Raw genomic sequence first — 18,619 nt, 5'->3', positions numbered from 1 at the left:
TGAAATGAGTGTATTTTGGAATCTTTGGGCCGTCATAGGAACCTGTGTATTCTTCGTGCTGATGGTTGTGGTCGTGATCAAATATTGGCGAAATAACCACAGTGCGAATGAAAATAAAACCATAGGTACCTTTGATGGTATTGATGAAAATGACGCCCCTCCGCCTAAGATTCTGTTTGTGTCTTACTTTATCGCGTTTTCAATTTCTGTTGGGTACCTAATCCTGTACCCAGGCATGGGGAACTGGCAAGGACTCGTCGATTGGAAACAAAGCGATGACAAACTCAGTAGTGTGAGCACCAATCTTGATGAACAAATGGCGCAAATACCGGAGAAAAAATTAACGGAATTAGCACTAAACGATGTGGTGGTTGATTCGGGGCGAATTTTATTCCAAACGCATTGTGCAGCCTGCCACCGCAACAATGCGCAAGGGGCGAAGCACTTCCCTAACTTGATTGACAATGAATGGTTATATGGCGGCGATGATGAAGCCATTATTCATTCTATTACACAAGGACGAAACGGGGCGATGCCGGGTTGGGTCGATGCAATCAAACCCGATGATATTGCCAAAATGTCTTATTACTTGGCGTCATTGAATCAAAGGCATACAGACGTTCCTGCAGTAAAAGTGACATTAGGCAAAGAACTGTTTATTCAATACTGTTCATCGTGTCATGGTGACGGTTCCGTTGCCAATGCACAGCTTGGCGTCCCTGATCTTTCCGATAGTATTTGGCTTCATGGAGGCAGCATAGGGGAGATTCAGCACACGATTAGAAACGGACTTAATAACGTGATGCCGGCGTTTGGACAACAGCTTACATCGAATGAAATTTTGGCACTCGGGGCCTACATGACTAAGTCCAGATTGGACGAAGACGCGAAACTAGCGAGTTTGGATCCTGAGTCAGTGGAGCGAGGCGAATACCTTGCCCACGCAGGTGATTGTGTCGCCTGTCACAGCGCAGAAGGGGGAGAACCCTTTGCTGGTGGCCTGCCATTTGTTACCCCATTTGGTACAATTTATTCAACGAACATTACCCCACATACAACGGAAGGGATTGGTCTCTATTCATTTGAAGATTTTGAAGCGGCGCTAGTGGATGGTAAAGGACAACACGGTTATTTGTATCCGGCTATGCCATATACTTCTTATCAGTATGTTAATGATCAAGACATGCATGATTTATGGGAGTACATGCAATCAATCGATGCGGTTTCGAGGCAAAACGATCAAAACCAGATGATGTTCCCTTCGAACATTCGACTGGGATTATTGGGTTGGAACATAGTCTTTATGGACACAGCCGAGTTGGATTACACACCTCCTGCTGAGCTCGAAAGCAACATCGACGATATTGATAAATGGAAAAAGGGAAAGTACTGGGTGGCAGGATTGGGACATTGTTCTGAATGTCACACGCCGAGAAATATCGCACAGGCACTTGATACGGATAGGATTTTTCAAGGTAACCTAATTGATGGCTGGAATGCCCCCAACATCAGTGCTAATGAATTGTTTGTTGATGGTTGGGATGAATCAACACTATCTGATTTTTTACATACAGGACATTCTGATAAGGGCTCTGCTTTCGCTGGGATGGCTGACGTTGTGAAAAATAGCTTGAGTCTGATGACGCGAGAAGACATCGATTCAATGTCTTATTATTTGTTGATGGGAGACAAAAATAATGTCATCGAAAGTGGGTCGGTTACCTTGAAGCCTACTGGTTTTACGGAAGCCGCGTACGCTGATGAGATTTACGCTACTTACAATCAAACCTGTGGCGCTTGCCATGGCGAGGATGGTAAGGGACGCGATCCTATAGCACCTACATTGCTAAATAACGGCATTATTATGCATAGTGATCCATTCAATACAATCGCGGTAACCTTAAGAGGACTGCAGCCAACCTATTTAGATGAAGAAAGAAACTTTATGCCAATGGTGAGCTTTGATGATGTGTTATCGGATACAGCGTTATCAGAACTCATCTCATTTGTTCGCTTACATTTGGGAGCGCGCGAGTCAGCCGTTACTGCCGAACAGGTCAAGCAAGTGCGTGAGACCTTAGAGAAAGCGGGTTATACGGGGGGGTTACACACGACACCAGATATGTATGATGAGCGTGACCAGAACGTTAACGTCAACTAGTTAAGCAGGTGTCAAAACAAGTTGCGTACCATGGTTTGGTTTGTTGATTAACGGCGTAAAGAGCACGTATGCGACAATTTGCCCAATAAATTGTTCGCATTGCTTTGGAAATGATTGAGGATTCGGTACGATAGCCCGGATCCTCAATTATTAAAGGGCAGACTTAGGGCCCGTTTCGTGGTTTATCATGACTTACAGCAGTGCGCCTTCCTTAGAACTTAACGCCAAGTGGCAATCCTCCATCGAATCACTCAGCCAAGTGACTCAATCAAACGGGTTGCTTAAACGGGTAGAGCCCTCTAATAAATGCTTATGTGAATTTAAGTCATTTGTTCAAAATGAATCGTTTGACGTTGCTTTGCCAGAAGTAATGTCATCATTTGCCTTCCCTCATCTTAATGCCGTGTCTGTTGCAGCTGAACAAACATTCTTTTGTTTTGCGCCCATTTGGGGCGAGGATCAGAATTTGTTTGCAGTCCTTGTTATGTCCTCCCGATCAATATTTCGAGAGGATGATTTACGTTCTATAGAATCAACGGCAGGGCGAATTAGCTTTGATGTCTGTATGCAGCTAGGAAGTGCGCAGCGGCCGAAACCTGATTGGGCTTTAGCGACAAATAAAGACAAGGTTGCAATCGAACCTGCACGGGTCCCGACCTTACAAGAGTTTATTGATGCGTTAGACGATCACACTTGGATTAAGAATGTCGATGGCCACTATGTCATGATTAATGACAGCGTAATGACAGCATGGAATTACACCAAGGCGCATGTCTATGGTAAAACCGATTTAGAGCTGTTTGATGAGAAACGTGCGCAAATGTATACCGCTGCGGACCAAACCGTTATTGATAAAAACGAACAAGTTGTGATTGAAGAGTGCCCCGTCCTAGACGAGAACCAAGAGAAGATCTGGCTAGAAACGATCAAGTCTCCAATCCGAAACGATTCAGGTGAACTGGTTGGTGTGTTGGGGATGACTCGCAACGTAACACGTCGAAAAGTCGTTGAGACCTGGTTGTCTGTGAGTGGGGAAATTTTTGATAATTTCCAAGAGGGCATGATGATTACGGACAGTACTGGCAATATTCTCGATGTGAATAGCGCGTTTGTTCGGATTACTGGCTATACATTATCCGACGTTCTCGGTAAAAACCCACGTTTCCTTCAGTCTGGGCATCATAATCTTACTTTTTATCAAAACATGTGGCGTAATCTTGTTTCTTCGGGACAGTGGAAAGGCGAGATTATCAATCGTAAAAAGGATGGCTCTCTTTATCCACAGATGACAACAATCAATACGATTACGGATGAAGAAAATGCCTTAATGCATCACATTTGCGTTTTTGAGGATATATCCGCTCAAAAAGCGGATGAAGAAAACCTACGAAAAATGGCATTTTATGATCCGTTAACAAATCTTCCCAATCGCTCGCATATTGGAAGTTTGTTGGTGCAACATATAGAGTTGGGTCGTAAGCATCAAAAGCAATTTGCAACCTTGTTCCTAGATCTGGACCATTTTAAGCATATTAACGACAGCAAAGGGCATTTGTATGGTGACCGGCTGTTAGAGCAAGTCGCCGATAGACTTAGTCAGGTGCTTGAGCTTAAAGCCCATATTGGTCGAATAGGAGGGGATGAGTTCGTTATAGTTCTGTCTGACTTTGAATCTGAAGACGAGTTGCTGGACAATATTGATAGCATTATGGGCGTTTTCAATCCGCCATTTATGTTAGAAGCCGAGGATTCATTGCGGGTATCGGCCAGTATTGGCGTTGCGTTGTATCCTAAGGATGGCACCAGCAGTGAGGTCTTATTAAAAAATGCAGATACAGCGATGTACTTGGCTAAGAAGAATGGCCGCAATGGATACGCATTTTATTCTCCTGATCTGACTTACCGCTCTGTATTGCATGTTCGGATCCAGTCTGCTTTACACGACGCATTAGAAAAAAACCAATTTTATTTGGCTTATCAACCTCAATACTCATTGGTTGATCATTCAGTCGTCGGTGTCGAAGCGTTATTACGCTGGCAGCATCCCGAGCTTGGCTTGATATCACCATTGAACTTTATTCCCATCGCCGAAAAAACGGGATTAATCCAAAAGATTGGCACTTGGGTATTACGTGAATCTTGTATACAAGGCACTCGCTGGCTAGCAGAAGGTAAAGAGTTTGGTCGAATAGCGGTTAATGTATCAGCGCTACAGTTGCAGAATTTAAGCTTCTTTTCAGTACTTAAACAGATCTTAAAAGAGACGGGATTTCCTCCTGAGCGATTAGATATTGAAATAACCGAGAGTTTTTTGTTGTTTGACCCTGAAAAAGCCATTGCCGCTCTAGAGCAGTTGAGTTTACTGGGCATAGAGATTTCATTGGATGATTTTGGTACAGGGTATTCCTCATTATCCTATTTGAAAGGATTGCCTATAAATAAACTCAAGATTGACCAATCTTTTGTTAAAGATGTCCCTGAAAATGGAGACAGCAACGCGATCGTGAACGCCATCATTGCGATGGGGCAGGCATTATCATTAAAAGTGGTGGCCGAGGGCGTAGAAAGCTGGCAACAAGCTGATTATTTAAATCAGCGCGGTTGTGAATATGGGCAAGGGTATGTGTTTAGTCAGCCACAAAAACCAGAGGCGCTATTTACTTAGCGCCAATGACCTTGAGTCTTATATCAAGCCAATAGGTTGTGACAAGCGTTCTGTTTGGAAACGTCTAGCCAAAAAATAAGGATAAAATGACGCTCCTTTTCGTCACCAATATCGCGTACTCTTCATCGGTGACGGCACCTATGCCAACCCAACTCTCTGAAATAACGCCCGAAAATTCTTCATTAGGTACCGTTTTGCTTTTTGTCTATTGCCATATTGAGTGAGTTTATGTTTGAGTGCTTGAAAGGCTTCTTCGATAGCAGCATTCGCGTCGCGGTCAGTACGAATGATAAATATCGACTGATTATCAAGATGTACTGTTAACTCGACTTCGAAATCCTCGAACCCTGTGTGAAAAGCCACGTGACATTTTGATGATAATATGTCGGGATAGTGACGATTTAGTTGTGCATTTTCTGCCTGGATAATCGACTTACTTTCTAACGAAGTCGGGATGTTTTGTGTCGTGATATACATAGGTACTCGTAACGAAATTTGATTTAATTGAGCGCATTAGTTAGATGATAGGGAGGTTTGATTCCCTAAGTCAGTTACAACTGCAATGTGGGGATAATTATTTTCTTATCCCTTATTTCTTACTTGTTAAACCTGCGCTTATATCCAAAACGTCCTGTTCATTTAGGCTTCCAACTGCTTGTTTTAATTTAACTTGTGATAATATGTATTGATAGCGAGCGTCGGCGAGGTTTCTATTGGCTTGGTACACGTTTTGCGTACTTTCTAATACATCAACAATGGTTCGAGTACCTACATTGAACCCTTCTTGAGTCGCGGTAAGCGCTGATTTTGCAGAGACGACAGATTGTGTATAAGCCGTAATGGAGCCTATTGATGAACGAATATTGTTGTTGAGCGCTCGAACCTCTTTTTGAACATCGCGAAAGTTTGATTCTAAATCTTGACTCGCGGCTACGTATTGATATTCAGCTTGCTTGGCTTCGGACGTGACTCTGCCGCCAGAGTAAACCGGTAAGTCAATGGATACGCCAAGATTGAATTGATTTTGGTCGTTATCGAGCGCTGCGCCAGTGATGGGGTTACTTGGTTCATTGTAGTTTTTCGAATAACGGTAGTCTGTTGTCAAGGCGATGGTCGGTAAGTGACCGGATTGCGCCAACGATATTTGTTCCTTTGCAATATCTTTTTCGATCCGACTCGCGAGAAGTCTAAGATTGTCATTTGAGGCTTTATAGACGAGTTCGTCAGCCGTTGTGACGGGTAATGCGGTAGAGAAACGCTCTGTGTCGAGTGTTGAGAGATGAGAGGCCGGATGTCCTGTGATGGCTCGTAGTTCTTCGTACTCGTTCTCAACGGAGTTCTTGGCTTGGATTTCTTGGGCGATAACACTATCAAACTGAGCTCTTGCATCATGGACGTCGGTTATAGGCGCGACGCCAACACTAAAGCGTTGTTCGGTCTGTGCTAATTGCTTTGCGACGGCCTCTTTTTCTGCTTGTACAAACATCAGGTTATCTTCAGCTTTCAGCACGTCAAAGTATGCTTTGGTTACTTTATAGATGGTCGCTTGCTGAATAGCAGCATAGCGAGCATCAGACGCGCGGGCATTTTTTTCCGATATCGTTAATGCGATCCAGCTACTACGATCGTAGATGGATTGAGATAATCCGAGACTTACGTTGGATGAACTGCCATCCATAGTGTGTCGATCACTGTCTTGATACGCGTAACCTGCGGTTAAATCAATTTGCGGTAATAACAAGCTTCTACTCGAATTGATTGCTTCAAATGCGCTCTCTTTTTGCGCAGCCGCTTTGAGAAGCATAGGATCATTGGTTTTAGCTAAATCGTAGATCTCAGTGAGCGAGTCTGCATCGGCAGTGTAGCTTATTGCCGTTAAAAGTAGTGGGGCGAATGTTAAGATATGCTTCATATAAATACCGTGTTGGTTATACGTTTAGTGTTAAAATGTCATCGCTTTACACGATATTAATTACGCTGCAGCCGCCATTGGAATATGACCCAGCATGTTCTTCAGTTTTGCTAACGCCGCTACTTCAAGTTGACGAACACGCTCGGCAGATAAATTGTGTTTAGTTGCAAGATCTGACAGCGTTACTTTTTCACTGGTTAGCCAGCGGTGGAATACAACATCACGGCTTCTATCATCTAGCTTTGAAAGGGCGGTACGTAGTTCAGAGGAAACATGATTTCTCCAATTATCATTTTCATGACGAGTTGAGATATCATCGTCAAGCTCGTGAACATCGTTATCTTCTATATAACTTGAATTGTCATGATCTTCACCATATTGATAACCATCAAGCTGTTTATCTTTTCCAGATAATCGTCCGTCCATAATAAATACATCTTTAACACTAACATTGAGCTTTTTTGCAATATAATTAGCTTGTTCTTCACTGACCCAACTAGAGTCGGTTTTGTGTTTTCTTAAATTGAAAAATAACTTTCTTTGCTCTTTAGTAGTGGCAATTTTAACTAAACTCCAATTTCTAATAACAAATTCATGTATCTCTGATTTTATCCAATGGATAGCAAATGAAACTAATCTAATACCACGAGATGGATTAAATCGCTTTATAGCTTTTATTAGACCGATGTTACCTGCTTGAATAATATCGAGCATCTGCATACCATACCCAGAAAAGTTTTTTGCAATATGTGCAACGAATCGTAAGTGAGGCAATGCTAATTCATTTACGGCATTAGCGTCATTATTATGAAATGCTTTGTAGGCTAACTCTTTCTCTTTTGATTCTGTAAGTATTGGGTACTTGCCTATTTTAACAAGGTAGAATGATAGGTTGTCTTTATTATTGTTTGTTAAGGCTGATGCTGACACTTTGTCTCCAAATTAATTTCGGTATGTATTAGGTGGTGAAAATTCTAAGACAAATAAAAGTGAGAAAAATAATGAATGCATTAGAATCTGATACTATAAATTTTATTGATTAATATCAATTGGTTAGGTTTTGATTTATCTTTTTTTTATACTGTCATTATGATGGGTTTTATCGGTTCATTAGATTCGTTTTAGGTGTGAACTTATCTATTATTTAACTTTTATTTCGTGATTATTTAACTAGTTTCATCTTTGGTTACAGTTACTCCAACTTAAACAAAGGTAAGAATAATCATGAAAAAACTAACACTAGCGTTATTAATTAGTATTACTGCGTCTTCACAAGTTTTTGCACAAAACTTAATTATTGATACGAAAGGTATAGATCAAGAGAAGTATAGCGCAGACATGTATCAATGTGAGCAACTTAGTGATCAGGTTCAAGAGCAGAATATAGAAGGTGCTGGAAGAACGACATTCAAACATGTAGGAAGAACAGCGGCGTTAGGTGCAGGCGCTGCGGCTATTGGTGGCGGATCAGGAACAAAAGGAGCAGAAATAGGCGCAGGTATTGGTTTGGTTACCGGTGTATTTGGACATTCATCAGAAAAGCAGCAAGTACAGAACAACTATCAAAACCAAAAAGAATTGGTAATGAGAAACTGTATGACAGAAAGAGGTTATACAATTCTGAATTAATTTAATCCGTAGACTTCTAGTTTAATTATTTGGACTTCTTTATATAAAAAACACGTTACGTAACTATATCAGAGTAAATATATCAGAGTAAATATAATGAAAAAATTAATGGTACCGTCTTTGCTTCTATGCTTAATCTCCTCAAGTGTTATTGCGGAGAATGCAGACAAAGTTAAAGAGGATAGCTATTCAGAAGCCAAACTTGAACTTAAGGAAGCGAGACGAGAAGCAAGAAATGCCACTAAGACGGGGGATGTAATAGCAACGAAAGAACTCTCTAACAATCAAAAACTGGATAAAAAATGGCAACATGCGTTACCTTTTTATGCACAAAATGCCATTGATCTAGGCTTTGATTTACCGCTGCCTTTTTCGTTTTCAATTATTCCGACCTACACTCAACAAACGATTGGGTTTAACAATCTTGATGTGAAGGTTGGAGACAAATCACTTGGAGACAGTGTCAATCTCGGTCAGATAGACTTTGGTAACCCCGATGTTAAAACGGCCACGCTGCAGCTTAGGGCTGGCGCTTGGTTGTTTCCATTCATGCAAGTTGGCGCTCATGTAGGTCGATTTCAAGGAAACACGGATTTAAATGTAAACATACCAGGCTCCGTTTTTCCTGGCGGTGTCTCAGACCATTTAGCAGGTTCTAACGTAACGTGTAATCGATTTAATGATATGTGTGGTGATAGGCTTTCAGAGACCTTAGGCCAGATACCAACGTTGTCTTTTTCTCCTGAATATCAGGGGTGGAATTACGGACTGAGTACTAACCTTGTCGCTGGATTTGGTGAATACTTTGCGGTTGTTCCTGTCAGTTATACTTGGTCTCACACAGACGACGGACGTACTTCCAGTCAAACATTAGCGGTTAGCCCTAGGATTGGACGTTCTTATCATATTGAAAATTGGGGGCTCATTAGCCCATATATCGGCGTGTCTTATTTGCATACCAATGGCACGACGAGTGAAACGAATGCTCTGGGTATTGAAGGACTTGGCTATAGTATCGATCAGCATAATGAAAATGACTGGTCAGGCGTTCTTGGTTTGAATTGGAATCTTGCGCGGCACTATGGAGTAGCGGCAGAAGCAAGTCTAGGGCAAGGAAGAAAGAGTGTTATGGCAATGCTGACTTATCGTTGGTAACTAAAATACCTAATAAAAAGAGCGTGGTTTAGACAATAAACCACGCTCTTTTTGTATAGTGTTAATTTGAGTAGTTCGTTCTTAACTTTTCTTTGATATCAGAAAGATCGCTGTTAAAAAAGAGTACCTCGGATAAATTCAGTATTTGAATATCGGAAGTCTCCAACACTGCGTGATAGTAGAATTCTTCGGCTGCATCACGATTTCCAATCAATTCCGACGCTTTTGCATTGAGAACATAGAAAAAAATCGATCGCCTTTCATGAGGTATGGATTGCAATAAGGATTTGGCTTCAAGTGGCTTGTCGTTAGACAGAGCCATCATGGCCTTCGCTTCTAATATCCTAGGTGTCACTTTCCCCATTGAAGAAAACTCGTCAAACTTAGCTAATGTGCTTAGATTCAGCTGTGACATATCTTCAGTCGTATTTTGTGTTGGATTTAGGTACATATGCGAGACTTGAAATATGTAGTTGGTCGCGACTACGTAAGGATTGTTGGGCGATTCTTCTTGCGCCTTGTTTATCTGATTAAGTGCTTTTATGTGGGTATAATTGTGGTAAGAGGCGCCTAGTGATGTTAATGCCGCCGCAGTGGATACATTGCTTTCAGGTAATTCATCCACTAGATTAGCGATCAGTGCCTTGTCAATTTCGATATTAAAGGAGTCCAATAAATCATCGAGTGACTTTTTCATTGCCGGTTTTAAGGATGAAGGTGTCAATCGGTAATTTCTATCGAGATGCTTGTGCCCTGAAATACGGTTCACATATTCAATTTCTAGGTAATCTTGACCGTCTTTAGTGTGAGTGTTGAATCTAAGCTCATTTGCGGCAACAGAAGCTGCAGGTCCATCATAGATCAGACGGAAATCTTTATAGGTTTTTAAATACTCTAATAGCTTTTTAGTAAAGCCGACCTTTAGGTCGTCATTGAGAACATTTGAGTCCATGACGACATGAATATAACGCGGTTCTAATGAGATATAACTCTGGGTAACTTCGGCTTCGGCAACCTTCATTTTTTCTTGGTTGCTGCTAACATGCATATAGCTATAAGCAACCGATATACCTAAAACAATCAAAGCTGGAACAACAAACCAACGCTTTTTGAACCTTGTTTTATCTGCAGTTTTAGATTCAGCGCTGCGGTGAACGGGGTCGCCAGTTTTTTTGGCTACTTTTTGTATTGATGGCGATTTAGAAACATCTTGGTCTTTTGTTAAACTCGGTTCATCGCTTGTGGGCGAGGGATCCGTAATCGGTGTAGTGTGCTCTATTGGTGCTGTACTGACGGCTGCTGAGGTATTGTGTAACGCTTTAGTTGGGTCAGTAATAGCAGAACTCGGTAATTCCTCGTCCTCTATGACAGTGCGAGATTCATCCGATATGACCTCTAGCGTAGAGGACAAGGCTTCGACGATTTGCTGTACTTTCGCGTCGAGTTTATAGCCTCGTTTGGGAACCGTCACTATATAACCATAGGGATGATTACCATGCTGTTTAAGGATTTTTCTTAATTCAAAGATGGCTTGAGTGATGACTTGGTCTGTGAGGATGGAGCCATTCCAAACCTCATTAATCAGTTCATCACGGGAGAAGACGGTCTCTGGGTTATCACATAAAAAGTGAAAGAGCTTAGATAGCCGATTATCAATAATGATATCTTCGCCATGTAAAATGAATTTGTCTTCGTAAGGAACAAAAACCCACTCATCCATTTGGTACTTGATTTTTTGATTTTTCATAGGCCATTCATAACTTACTGTATCTAATAAAGAAGTATCGGATAGGATTATCAAAAATACAAAAAGAAAAGCCTCGATATTTTACATATCGAGGCTTAAGTCATGTTATGACGAATTAGCAGCTTTTATAAAGGTCGTAATAGCGCTTTAACATTGCGTTGATGGAGTCCGATATGATGGCATAGTCTGAATCCGGCAAGTTCGCTAGTGACACACGAAGTGACCAATCAGGAGCATCAAAACCGCCTCCAGGCATGACTACGATGCTGTTATCTTGAGCCAAACGTACCAGGAAATCTAACGGTTCGTATTTCTCTTCCATCCAATCGAAAAAGTTCTCGCCGTATACGGATGTCGCCATGTCTTGGATGTTGATTTCAACATAGTAAAAAGCGCCATTGGTGTTGTCTTCGGTGATCGTAGGCTCAGTGGGGCTGTTTTCCATTAAGGTACGATAGCGCTCACGTACAATCTTTTTAGCATTTTGTTGGTATTCTTTACCGCCTTTCAGCAATGCCAACAATGAAAATAGTGACATTTGAATTTGCTGTGGTGTTGAAAGCCCAGCAGTATGGTTCAAAGCAACCGCTCGGCTATCGGCGACAAGGCGGTCGATAAACTTGATGTTCGCTGGATCTAAGCTGATTCCACCGTAACGTTTGGTAAGATCGTTGCGTGTATCTTCAGGTAAATCGGCAATCATTTTATCCAGATGGCTGTCTTTATCGATAGCAATGACACCAAGTCGCCAACCTGTAGCACCAAAATACTTAGAATACGAATACACGAGAATCGTATTTTTCGGTGCTAGCATGGCAAGTGACGTAAAGTTATCGGTAAACGTGCCATATACATCATCGGTTAGAATGATGAGGTCCGGTCTTTCATTTGCAATGTCAGCAATCTTTTGTAGCGTTTCATCGCTTAGCTTAACCGATGCAGGATTACTTGGGTTGACTAAGAAAAAAGCTTTGATTTGAGGATCGCGTAGCTTCTCTAACTCGCTGTCTGGAATCTGCCAGAATGACTCTTCGGTCGCCATAATCTCGACTTTGTTTAGGCTATAGTCTTCTAGTTCAGGCATTTCTAAATAAGGTGTAAACACTGGCGCGCCAATGGCGATGTTGTCACCTTTGTTAAGCAGTCGGTTTGTTTTTAGCGTGTTGAAGATGTAAACCATTGCCGCCGTTCCGCCTTCAACAGCAAATAAGTCGAAGTTAGACTCTGGCAAATGAGCTTGATGTCCCATTTCTTGTTCAATGAATTTTTTTGCAATGAACTCTGAGTGTTTTAGCATACGGTCAGGAACTGGATAGTTGTCACCTAGAATACCTTCAACCCATTCATAGATTAGTTCATCAGCATCAAGCCCTTGCTCAGTCGTTAAATAGCTGAATGCATTAAGTAGAAATCGAACACCTTCATTTTGTTCATTGTCTTCACAAAAACTTAGGAAACGAGTTGAGATATAGTTTTTGTCGCTCATGCCACCAAAACCTGGGTACTTTGAAAACGTTGCCTTTGACTCTTGTAATGCGAACATACCCAGCTGGAAGAATGCTTCACGTGGTACGGTGGCAATCCAGTTTGGATTACCACGCCCCGCATTAATCATAGCGTTGCTATTATTATTTTGAGCAAGTTCAATGAGCGTGTTTTTAACTTCAAAAGGGCTCAGTGTCTCTAGTTTCTTTTCTTCAGTACGGTTCATTTTTATTTCCAATTTTTATGTTTAATTAAATGATTAAGGCGATATTTACTGTGTTCGATATATAAATTTATTGATTACTTGTTTTATGATGTAATCGAGACGATTTATTATGACTGTTCTTTTTGTCTTGGTGGTGTTTGTCATGATGACCATCTGAGTGATGGTTAATTAAATGTTTGTGACCTTCATTTTTTCCACCATGCTTCTGGTGAGGATGAGATTTAACTTTATCTTCATACTCTAAGTGATCTTTATTATGTTTGTGTTCGATATCTTCTCCGTAAATGCGTGCCATTTTTTGTGATGTCGTATGTTTTGTATGTTGCATATATTGACCTGTTGTTCTTCTGATTGATGGTCATTACTTTACGTCTATTCAGAATGTAAAACATGAAATTGGCATCATTTTTTTATTGTTTATATTTGATTTATATTTTTCTAACTTGTTGTTTTTTAATGTTTATATTTTAATTATCTCAAGTTATTTATTGATTATGCAACGATGATAATTAAATCTTAGAAAACGTTTAGATTATGTGTCATTCGCAACGTCCAACATTAAGAGAAGGTCATGTCTAAGAAAGCAATATCAATAGTTACAGCAATAGTGTTGTTAATACTACTATTCGTTTTTGGATTTAATAGCTTCAAGAACCATATGGTTGAGAAGAAAATAGGTGAATATAAAAAGCCACCTGTTGCTATTACTACGATTACTACAAAAAGCGATAGCTGGGTTCAAACAGTTAAATCAGTAGGGCATGTAACGTCTAAGCAATCAACCGCAGTTACTAGCCAAATATCAGGGCAAGTTAAAGCAGTTAATTTTGTTTCTGGTCAGAAAGTCAATAAAGGCGAAGTAATTGTTGAATTAGATGATTCACTTCTACAAGCTAAATATAGTAGCCAGCTGGCTAAGAAAAAATTGGCAAAAATCGAGTTAGCCCGTCAAGCAAAATTGTTAAAAACTAATAGTACGGCAAAAAGTTCAGTGGATAAGGCTCAAGCTCAATATGATGCAGAATCAGCGAACCTTGCTTACATTAAATCTCAAATCAACTTTATGAGCATTAAAGCACCATTCTCTGGCGCATTAGGTATTCGAACTGTCGATTTAGGTGATTTCATTAACCCTGGTTCACTTATTGTTGAATTAGAAAGTATTAATGACAACTACATTGACTTGTCCGTATCGGAAGACGTTCAGCCACAAATCGCGGTTGGTCAACAAGTCGCGTTTCATAATGATGCATACCCAAACCAAACATTTACTGCGGTGGTGACTGCTATCCAGCCGTCATCAGATAGTCAGTCGCACAACGTTAGTGTAAGAGCAAAAGTGGAAGGCAATGGTAACCAACTTGTGAGTGGCATGTATATCAACGCAGAAATAACGTTAAGTAACGAGACGGCTGTCGTACCCGTGCCAAAAGTGGCGATCGCTTATTCCTTGTATGGTGACACCGTTTTTGTTGTAAAAACCGAGAAAGGCCAACAAGTAGTTGACCAAAAACTCGTAAAAATTGGTCCACAAAGGGATAACCAAGTCGGCATTCTTTCAGGGCTTGAACAAGGCGAAGTTGTCGTGACATCGAACCAGCAGCAGTTGAAAAAAGGCACATTAGTGAAGATTAATGACGCTGTTTCTTTCCCAGCAGTTAGCAAGTAATAGGTAGGCAATATTATGAGTTTTACCGATATATTTATAAAACGTCCTGTTTTAGCGACCGTGTTGAGCTTAGTGCTATTAGTACTTGGTCTTAAAGCCTTTTCAGCATTGCAAGTACGTCAATATCCTGTGATTGAAACTGGCGTTATCACGATTACGACGACGTATCCAGGTGCCAGTTCAACCAGTGTACAAGGTTATGTTACACAACCGCTTCAGGCGCAGGTGGCGCAAGCTGAAGGCATTGATTACATGACATCGGAAAGTAGTCTCGGTAAATCTCTTATTACGGTAAACCTAAAGCTGGATTATCCGACAGATAAAGCATTGACCGAGATCTTGTCGCTGGTTCAACAGGTTAAGTATCGTCTTCCGGCAGGTACACAAGACCCAAGTATTCTGAAATCGACGTCTCAATCTCCAATACTGTATGTCGCTTTCTCTAGTGACTCGTTGGAACCTCAGCAGATCTCAGATTATGTCAGCCGAGTAGTAAAACCGACGTTCTCTACCGTAGACGGTGTTGCTAAGGTTGATTTGCTGGGACAAAGTGACTTTGCAATGCGTATCTGGTTGAATCCAACTAAAATGGCGGCGCTAGGTGTAACGGCAAGTGATGTTCAAAATGCGATTAAAGCAAGTAACTCTGTTAGTGCTGCAGGTAAGCTGAAAACAGATTTCATCGAAATTGATATTAATGCACATACAGATGCTTCTTCAATTGAAGAATTTAAACAGATTGTTGTTAAATCGGCGAATGGGCAACTCATTCATATCGAAGATGTAGCAAGAGTTGAGCTAGGTGCTAACACTTATAATTCACAAGTTTTGTTTAATGGCACTGGTTCTATCACTACGGCAATTAGTAATACATCAACGTCGAACCCTTTGACCGTAGTGACCGGCTTGTATGACGTTCTTCCTGGAATTACAGACAGTCTTCCACCAGGTATGCACGCACAGGTTGTTTATGATTCAACGAAATTTATTAATAGCTCAATTGATGAAGTGACGAAAACCCTTATAGAAGCAGCGTTGATTGTTGTCATCGTTATCTTTGCATTCTTGGGCTCAATGCGAGCAATGATCATTCCGCTTGTGACGATTCCGTTGTCATTGATTGGCTCATTATTTTTGATGATGACGCTTGGGTTTAGTATCAACTTGTTGACGTTGTTAGCGATGGTACTCGCGATTTCACTTGTGGTCGATGATGCGATTGTTGTTGTAGAAAATACGTTCCGTCATTTGGAAGATGGTACAACGCCAATGGAAGCGGCTTTAAAAAGTGCTAAAGAGATCGCAGGCCCAGTCGTATCGATGACGCTTACTCTTGCTGCAGTATATGCGCCTATTGGTTTCATGGGTGGGTTAACCGGTAAATTATTTACTGAATTTGCCTTCACGTTGGCTGGCTCAGTACTGATTTCAGGCTTTATCGCATTGACTCTGACGCCAATGATGACGTCTAAATTACTTAGCCAAAAAACCCTTGACGGAAAAATGGTTAAGAAAATTAATGGTGTGATTGCTGGTCTGACACGTCATTATGAGAATATCCTTACTGTTGTACTTAAAAATCGTTTGTTAGTTTGGCCTTTAGTGCTGACATTCTTAGTATCGCTAGTCTTTATGTTCACGCATACATCGAGTGAACTCGCGCCACAAGAAGACCAAGGCGTTGTACTTGTTATGGGGCAAGGTCCATCGCAAGCGAATACGGATTACTTAGCACAATTTACTCAACCGCTTGACGAAACGATTCGTCAATATCCAGAAACAGAAATGTCGTTAATGGTTAATGGTTACCAAAAAGACTCTAAGTTCTTTGGTTTAGGCGTGTTAAAAGACTGGGGCTCACGTGATGCTTCTGCTAAAGACATCATGACGCGTTTCCAAAAAGATACGGTTGATTTTCCGGGGTTACAGGTGTTTACCATCTCACCTCCCGATCTGCCTGGTACCTCACAAGGATTGCCTTTCCAGATGCTATTGAAAACACCAACTGGTACGTACCAAGAGTTATATCAGTACGCAGAAAAGTTAAAAGAATATGCAGTAAATAGTGGCAAATTTATCTACGTTCAGAATGACTTAGAATTTACGAAACCACAGGTAGAACTTACTATTAACCGTGATAAAGCCGCGTTAATGGACGTCAATGCCCAAGAGATAGGTAATGTGCTGACACGTTATGTGAGTGAAGGTTTCGTCAACTATTTCGCTCTAGATGAACGCAGCTATCAAGTAATTACACAAGTTGAACGCGGTGATCGTAGTTCTTGGAATGATATTGACCAGTACTATGTACGTTCAAACAACGGCACCATGGTTGCTTTATCGTCATTGATTGATATTAAGCAAAGCGTACAGCCTTCAGCGGTTGACCAGTTCCAACAACTGAATAGTGCAATGATAGAAGCGAAGATGATGCCAGGTGTGAGTATTGGCGAAGCGTATAAAGTGATGCAGCAAGGGGCTAAAGAGATCTTACCAAGTTCTTATTCTACCGATTCATCAGGACAGCTACGTCAGTTCGTGCAAGAAGGGTCATCACTTGTTGCAACCTTCATGCTGGCTTTAGTCATTATTTACTTAGTACTAGCTGCTCAGTTTGAAAGCTTTAAAGATCCGTTGATTGTGTTAACCAGTGTGCCACTTTCTATCTTTGGTGCGATGATTCCGCTTTATTTAGGACTTGATACCTTAAATATATACACTGAAGTAGGGCTGGTAACCTTGATTGGTCTCATTAGTAAACACGGTATATTGATTTGTGACTTCGCCAACCAATTACAAGCTGAGTTTAATGGCGATAAGGTTGCAGCAGTGAAAAAAGCAGCAGCAGAGCGTCTTCGTCCTGTGTTAATGACAACGGCGGCGATGGTAATAGGCGTCGTACCACTGCTAACCGCGGCTGGCGCTGGTGCAGAAAGTCGTTTCTCAATTGGTCTTGTGATTACAGTTGGCATGACGATAGGCACATTGTTTACCTTGTTTGTTGTACCGACGGTATACACGTTCCTTGCCGATGATCACAGTGGAAAAACTGAAGGGTAATGGAGCAAAAAACCACACCAAAGTAACTCAATACAAAGCACCAAGGAGGGTGCTTTTTTTGTCACGGCTATTCATGACCATGGCCTCCCTATCTTTCTTTCCGTTTTTCGATGACATGCAGCACTTCTGAAAGCACCATTGAGATATTTACGGCTATTACTGCCGTTTATCAACTATCTATTTTCATTCCCGTCTATTATCTATCTATGATCACTTCCGCTTATCAATGCTCAATTCCTGTTAAGTATGTTCTGAGAACGTCAGCCATATCCGCCTCAACAAAGATGATTACTCGATGATTGCTGAGAACGAAGCATTCATTAGTCTTTTAAGTCTCTCCTTTATCTTTCTTCTAATAGATTATTTTAGCAGGTGAGTCTTGTTTTTATCTTATTTAATCAACGGGTTACTTATTGCCACCTTGAGTTTTTTACCTTACTTCTATCGCCGTTTCCCTGGGTAGTTATGGGTATTTATGTTGATAGGCTGTTCAATGATCAAACGGAAACATAATGAAGTCATATTCATTATGTTTCCAAAAGGTGCTTCCACATGCTGATGACTAGCGATTGAGCAATGCTGTGTTTAAAGAGGTAACGTTGTAAAGCCCGCTATAAGAATAAGCTGAGTCGACGTGTTCACGGTACTTTGATATTGGTTGAATGGTCCTGGAAAGGAAGTAGGATCCATTGTGAACGAGTGCCTAGTGAAACAAAAACGTGTTGGGGTTACGGGGTACAGTTTCTTTTTTTATTCATACGGTGTAGAAGGAGCAGTGAAATAGCTTGAGAAAATCGCAATCATCGAGCAAGAGAAGTTAGCCATAGGCGAGGGATATAACAGATGAGGAGTGACGCTCATTAGTAAGCAAAAAAAAGCCCAGCTTAAAGTTAAGCTGGGCTTTTTAAAT

12 protein-coding genes are annotated in these 18,619 nt (G+C 41.1%); 6 read left to right on the top strand and 6 right to left on the bottom strand.

Annotated elements, in window-relative coordinates:
- The first annotated feature begins 4 nt into the window (after positions 1-4).
- Together ACE1OE_RS01540 and ACE1OE_RS01535 are read left to right on the top strand one after the other, a co-directional pair.
- On the top strand, positions 5-2,161 hold the full coding sequence (locus tag ACE1OE_RS01540) for a c-type cytochrome (RefSeq protein ID WP_449210099.1): 2,157 nt from the start codon (positions 5-7) through the stop codon (positions 2,159-2,161).
- 187 nt (positions 2,162-2,348) lie between these two features.
- A complete protein-coding gene (locus ACE1OE_RS01535) occupies positions 2,349-4,826 on the top strand; it encodes a sensor domain-containing protein (protein WP_449209859.1) in 2,478 nt (825 codons plus the stop codon).
- Positions 4,827-4,964: 138 nt separating this feature from the next.
- Here the strand turns inward: ACE1OE_RS01535 and ACE1OE_RS01530 are convergent, their stop codons facing one another.
- The 3 genes from ACE1OE_RS01530 to rpoH form a co-directional block, all read right to left on the bottom strand.
- Positions 4,965-5,303, bottom strand: a complete 339-nt coding sequence (locus tag ACE1OE_RS01530) for an HPF/RaiA family ribosome-associated protein (RefSeq protein WP_449209858.1) — start codon at positions 5,301-5,303, stop codon at positions 4,965-4,967.
- A 112-nt stretch (positions 5,304-5,415) separates the two neighbouring features.
- The gene (gene tolC, locus ACE1OE_RS01525) at positions 5,416-6,738 is read right to left on the bottom strand and encodes an outer membrane channel protein TolC (RefSeq protein WP_449209857.1); all 1,323 of its coding nucleotides are present in this window, start codon (positions 6,736-6,738) and stop codon (positions 5,416-5,418) included.
- 60 nt (positions 6,739-6,798) lie between these two features.
- Positions 6,799-7,668 (bottom strand): RNA polymerase sigma factor RpoH, encoded by an 870-nt coding sequence (gene rpoH / locus ACE1OE_RS01520; protein ID WP_449209856.1) that lies wholly within the window; start codon positions 7,666-7,668, stop codon positions 6,799-6,801.
- Between the two features lie 294 nt (positions 7,669-7,962).
- Here rpoH and ACE1OE_RS01515 point away from each other — a divergent pair, with 294 nt between their 5' ends.
- Together ACE1OE_RS01515 and ACE1OE_RS01510 are read left to right on the top strand one after the other, a co-directional pair.
- Positions 7,963-8,367, top strand: coding sequence for a glycine zipper family protein (locus ACE1OE_RS01515; protein WP_449209855.1), 405 nt, complete (start codon positions 7,963-7,965; stop codon positions 8,365-8,367).
- Positions 8,368-8,463: 96 nt separating this feature from the next.
- On the top strand, positions 8,464-9,522 hold the full coding sequence (locus ACE1OE_RS01510; RefSeq protein ID WP_449209854.1) for a hypothetical protein: 1,059 nt from the start codon (positions 8,464-8,466) through the stop codon (positions 9,520-9,522).
- A gap of 61 nt (positions 9,523-9,583) precedes the next feature.
- On the opposite strand, the gene ACE1OE_RS01505 is transcribed toward ACE1OE_RS01510, so the two are convergent.
- From ACE1OE_RS01505 to ACE1OE_RS01495, 3 genes are all read right to left on the bottom strand, one after another.
- The gene (locus ACE1OE_RS01505) at positions 9,584-11,269 is read right to left on the bottom strand and encodes a winged helix-turn-helix domain-containing protein (RefSeq protein ID WP_449209853.1); all 1,686 of its coding nucleotides are present in this window, start codon (positions 11,267-11,269) and stop codon (positions 9,584-9,586) included.
- A gap of 115 nt (positions 11,270-11,384) precedes the next feature.
- Entirely contained in the window at positions 11,385-12,980 is a 1,596-nt protein-coding gene (locus ACE1OE_RS01500; protein WP_449209852.1) for a bifunctional aspartate transaminase/aspartate 4-decarboxylase, read from the bottom strand.
- A gap of 67 nt (positions 12,981-13,047) precedes the next feature.
- The gene (locus tag ACE1OE_RS01495; RefSeq protein ID WP_449209851.1) at positions 13,048-13,308 is read right to left on the bottom strand and encodes a hypothetical protein; all 261 of its coding nucleotides are present in this window, start codon (positions 13,306-13,308) and stop codon (positions 13,048-13,050) included.
- 243 nt (positions 13,309-13,551) lie between these two features.
- Between ACE1OE_RS01495 and ACE1OE_RS01490 the strand changes: the two genes are divergently transcribed.
- Both ACE1OE_RS01490 and ACE1OE_RS01485 read left to right on the top strand, forming a co-directional pair.
- Positions 13,552-14,649: an efflux RND transporter periplasmic adaptor subunit gene (locus ACE1OE_RS01490; protein ID WP_449209850.1), complete on the top strand. Its 1,098-nt coding sequence runs from the start codon at positions 13,552-13,554 to the stop codon at positions 14,647-14,649.
- Positions 14,650-14,664: 15 nt separating this feature from the next.
- Entirely contained in the window at positions 14,665-17,709 is a 3,045-nt protein-coding gene (locus tag ACE1OE_RS01485) for an efflux RND transporter permease subunit (RefSeq protein ID WP_449209849.1), read from the top strand.
- Positions 17,710-18,619: the final 910 nt, after the last annotated feature.

It is taken from the genome of Vibrio sp. E150_011, from assembly GCF_053544015.1.
Note: the sequence above shows the minus strand (reverse complement) of the source record. Positions and strands in the feature narration are given on the sequence as shown.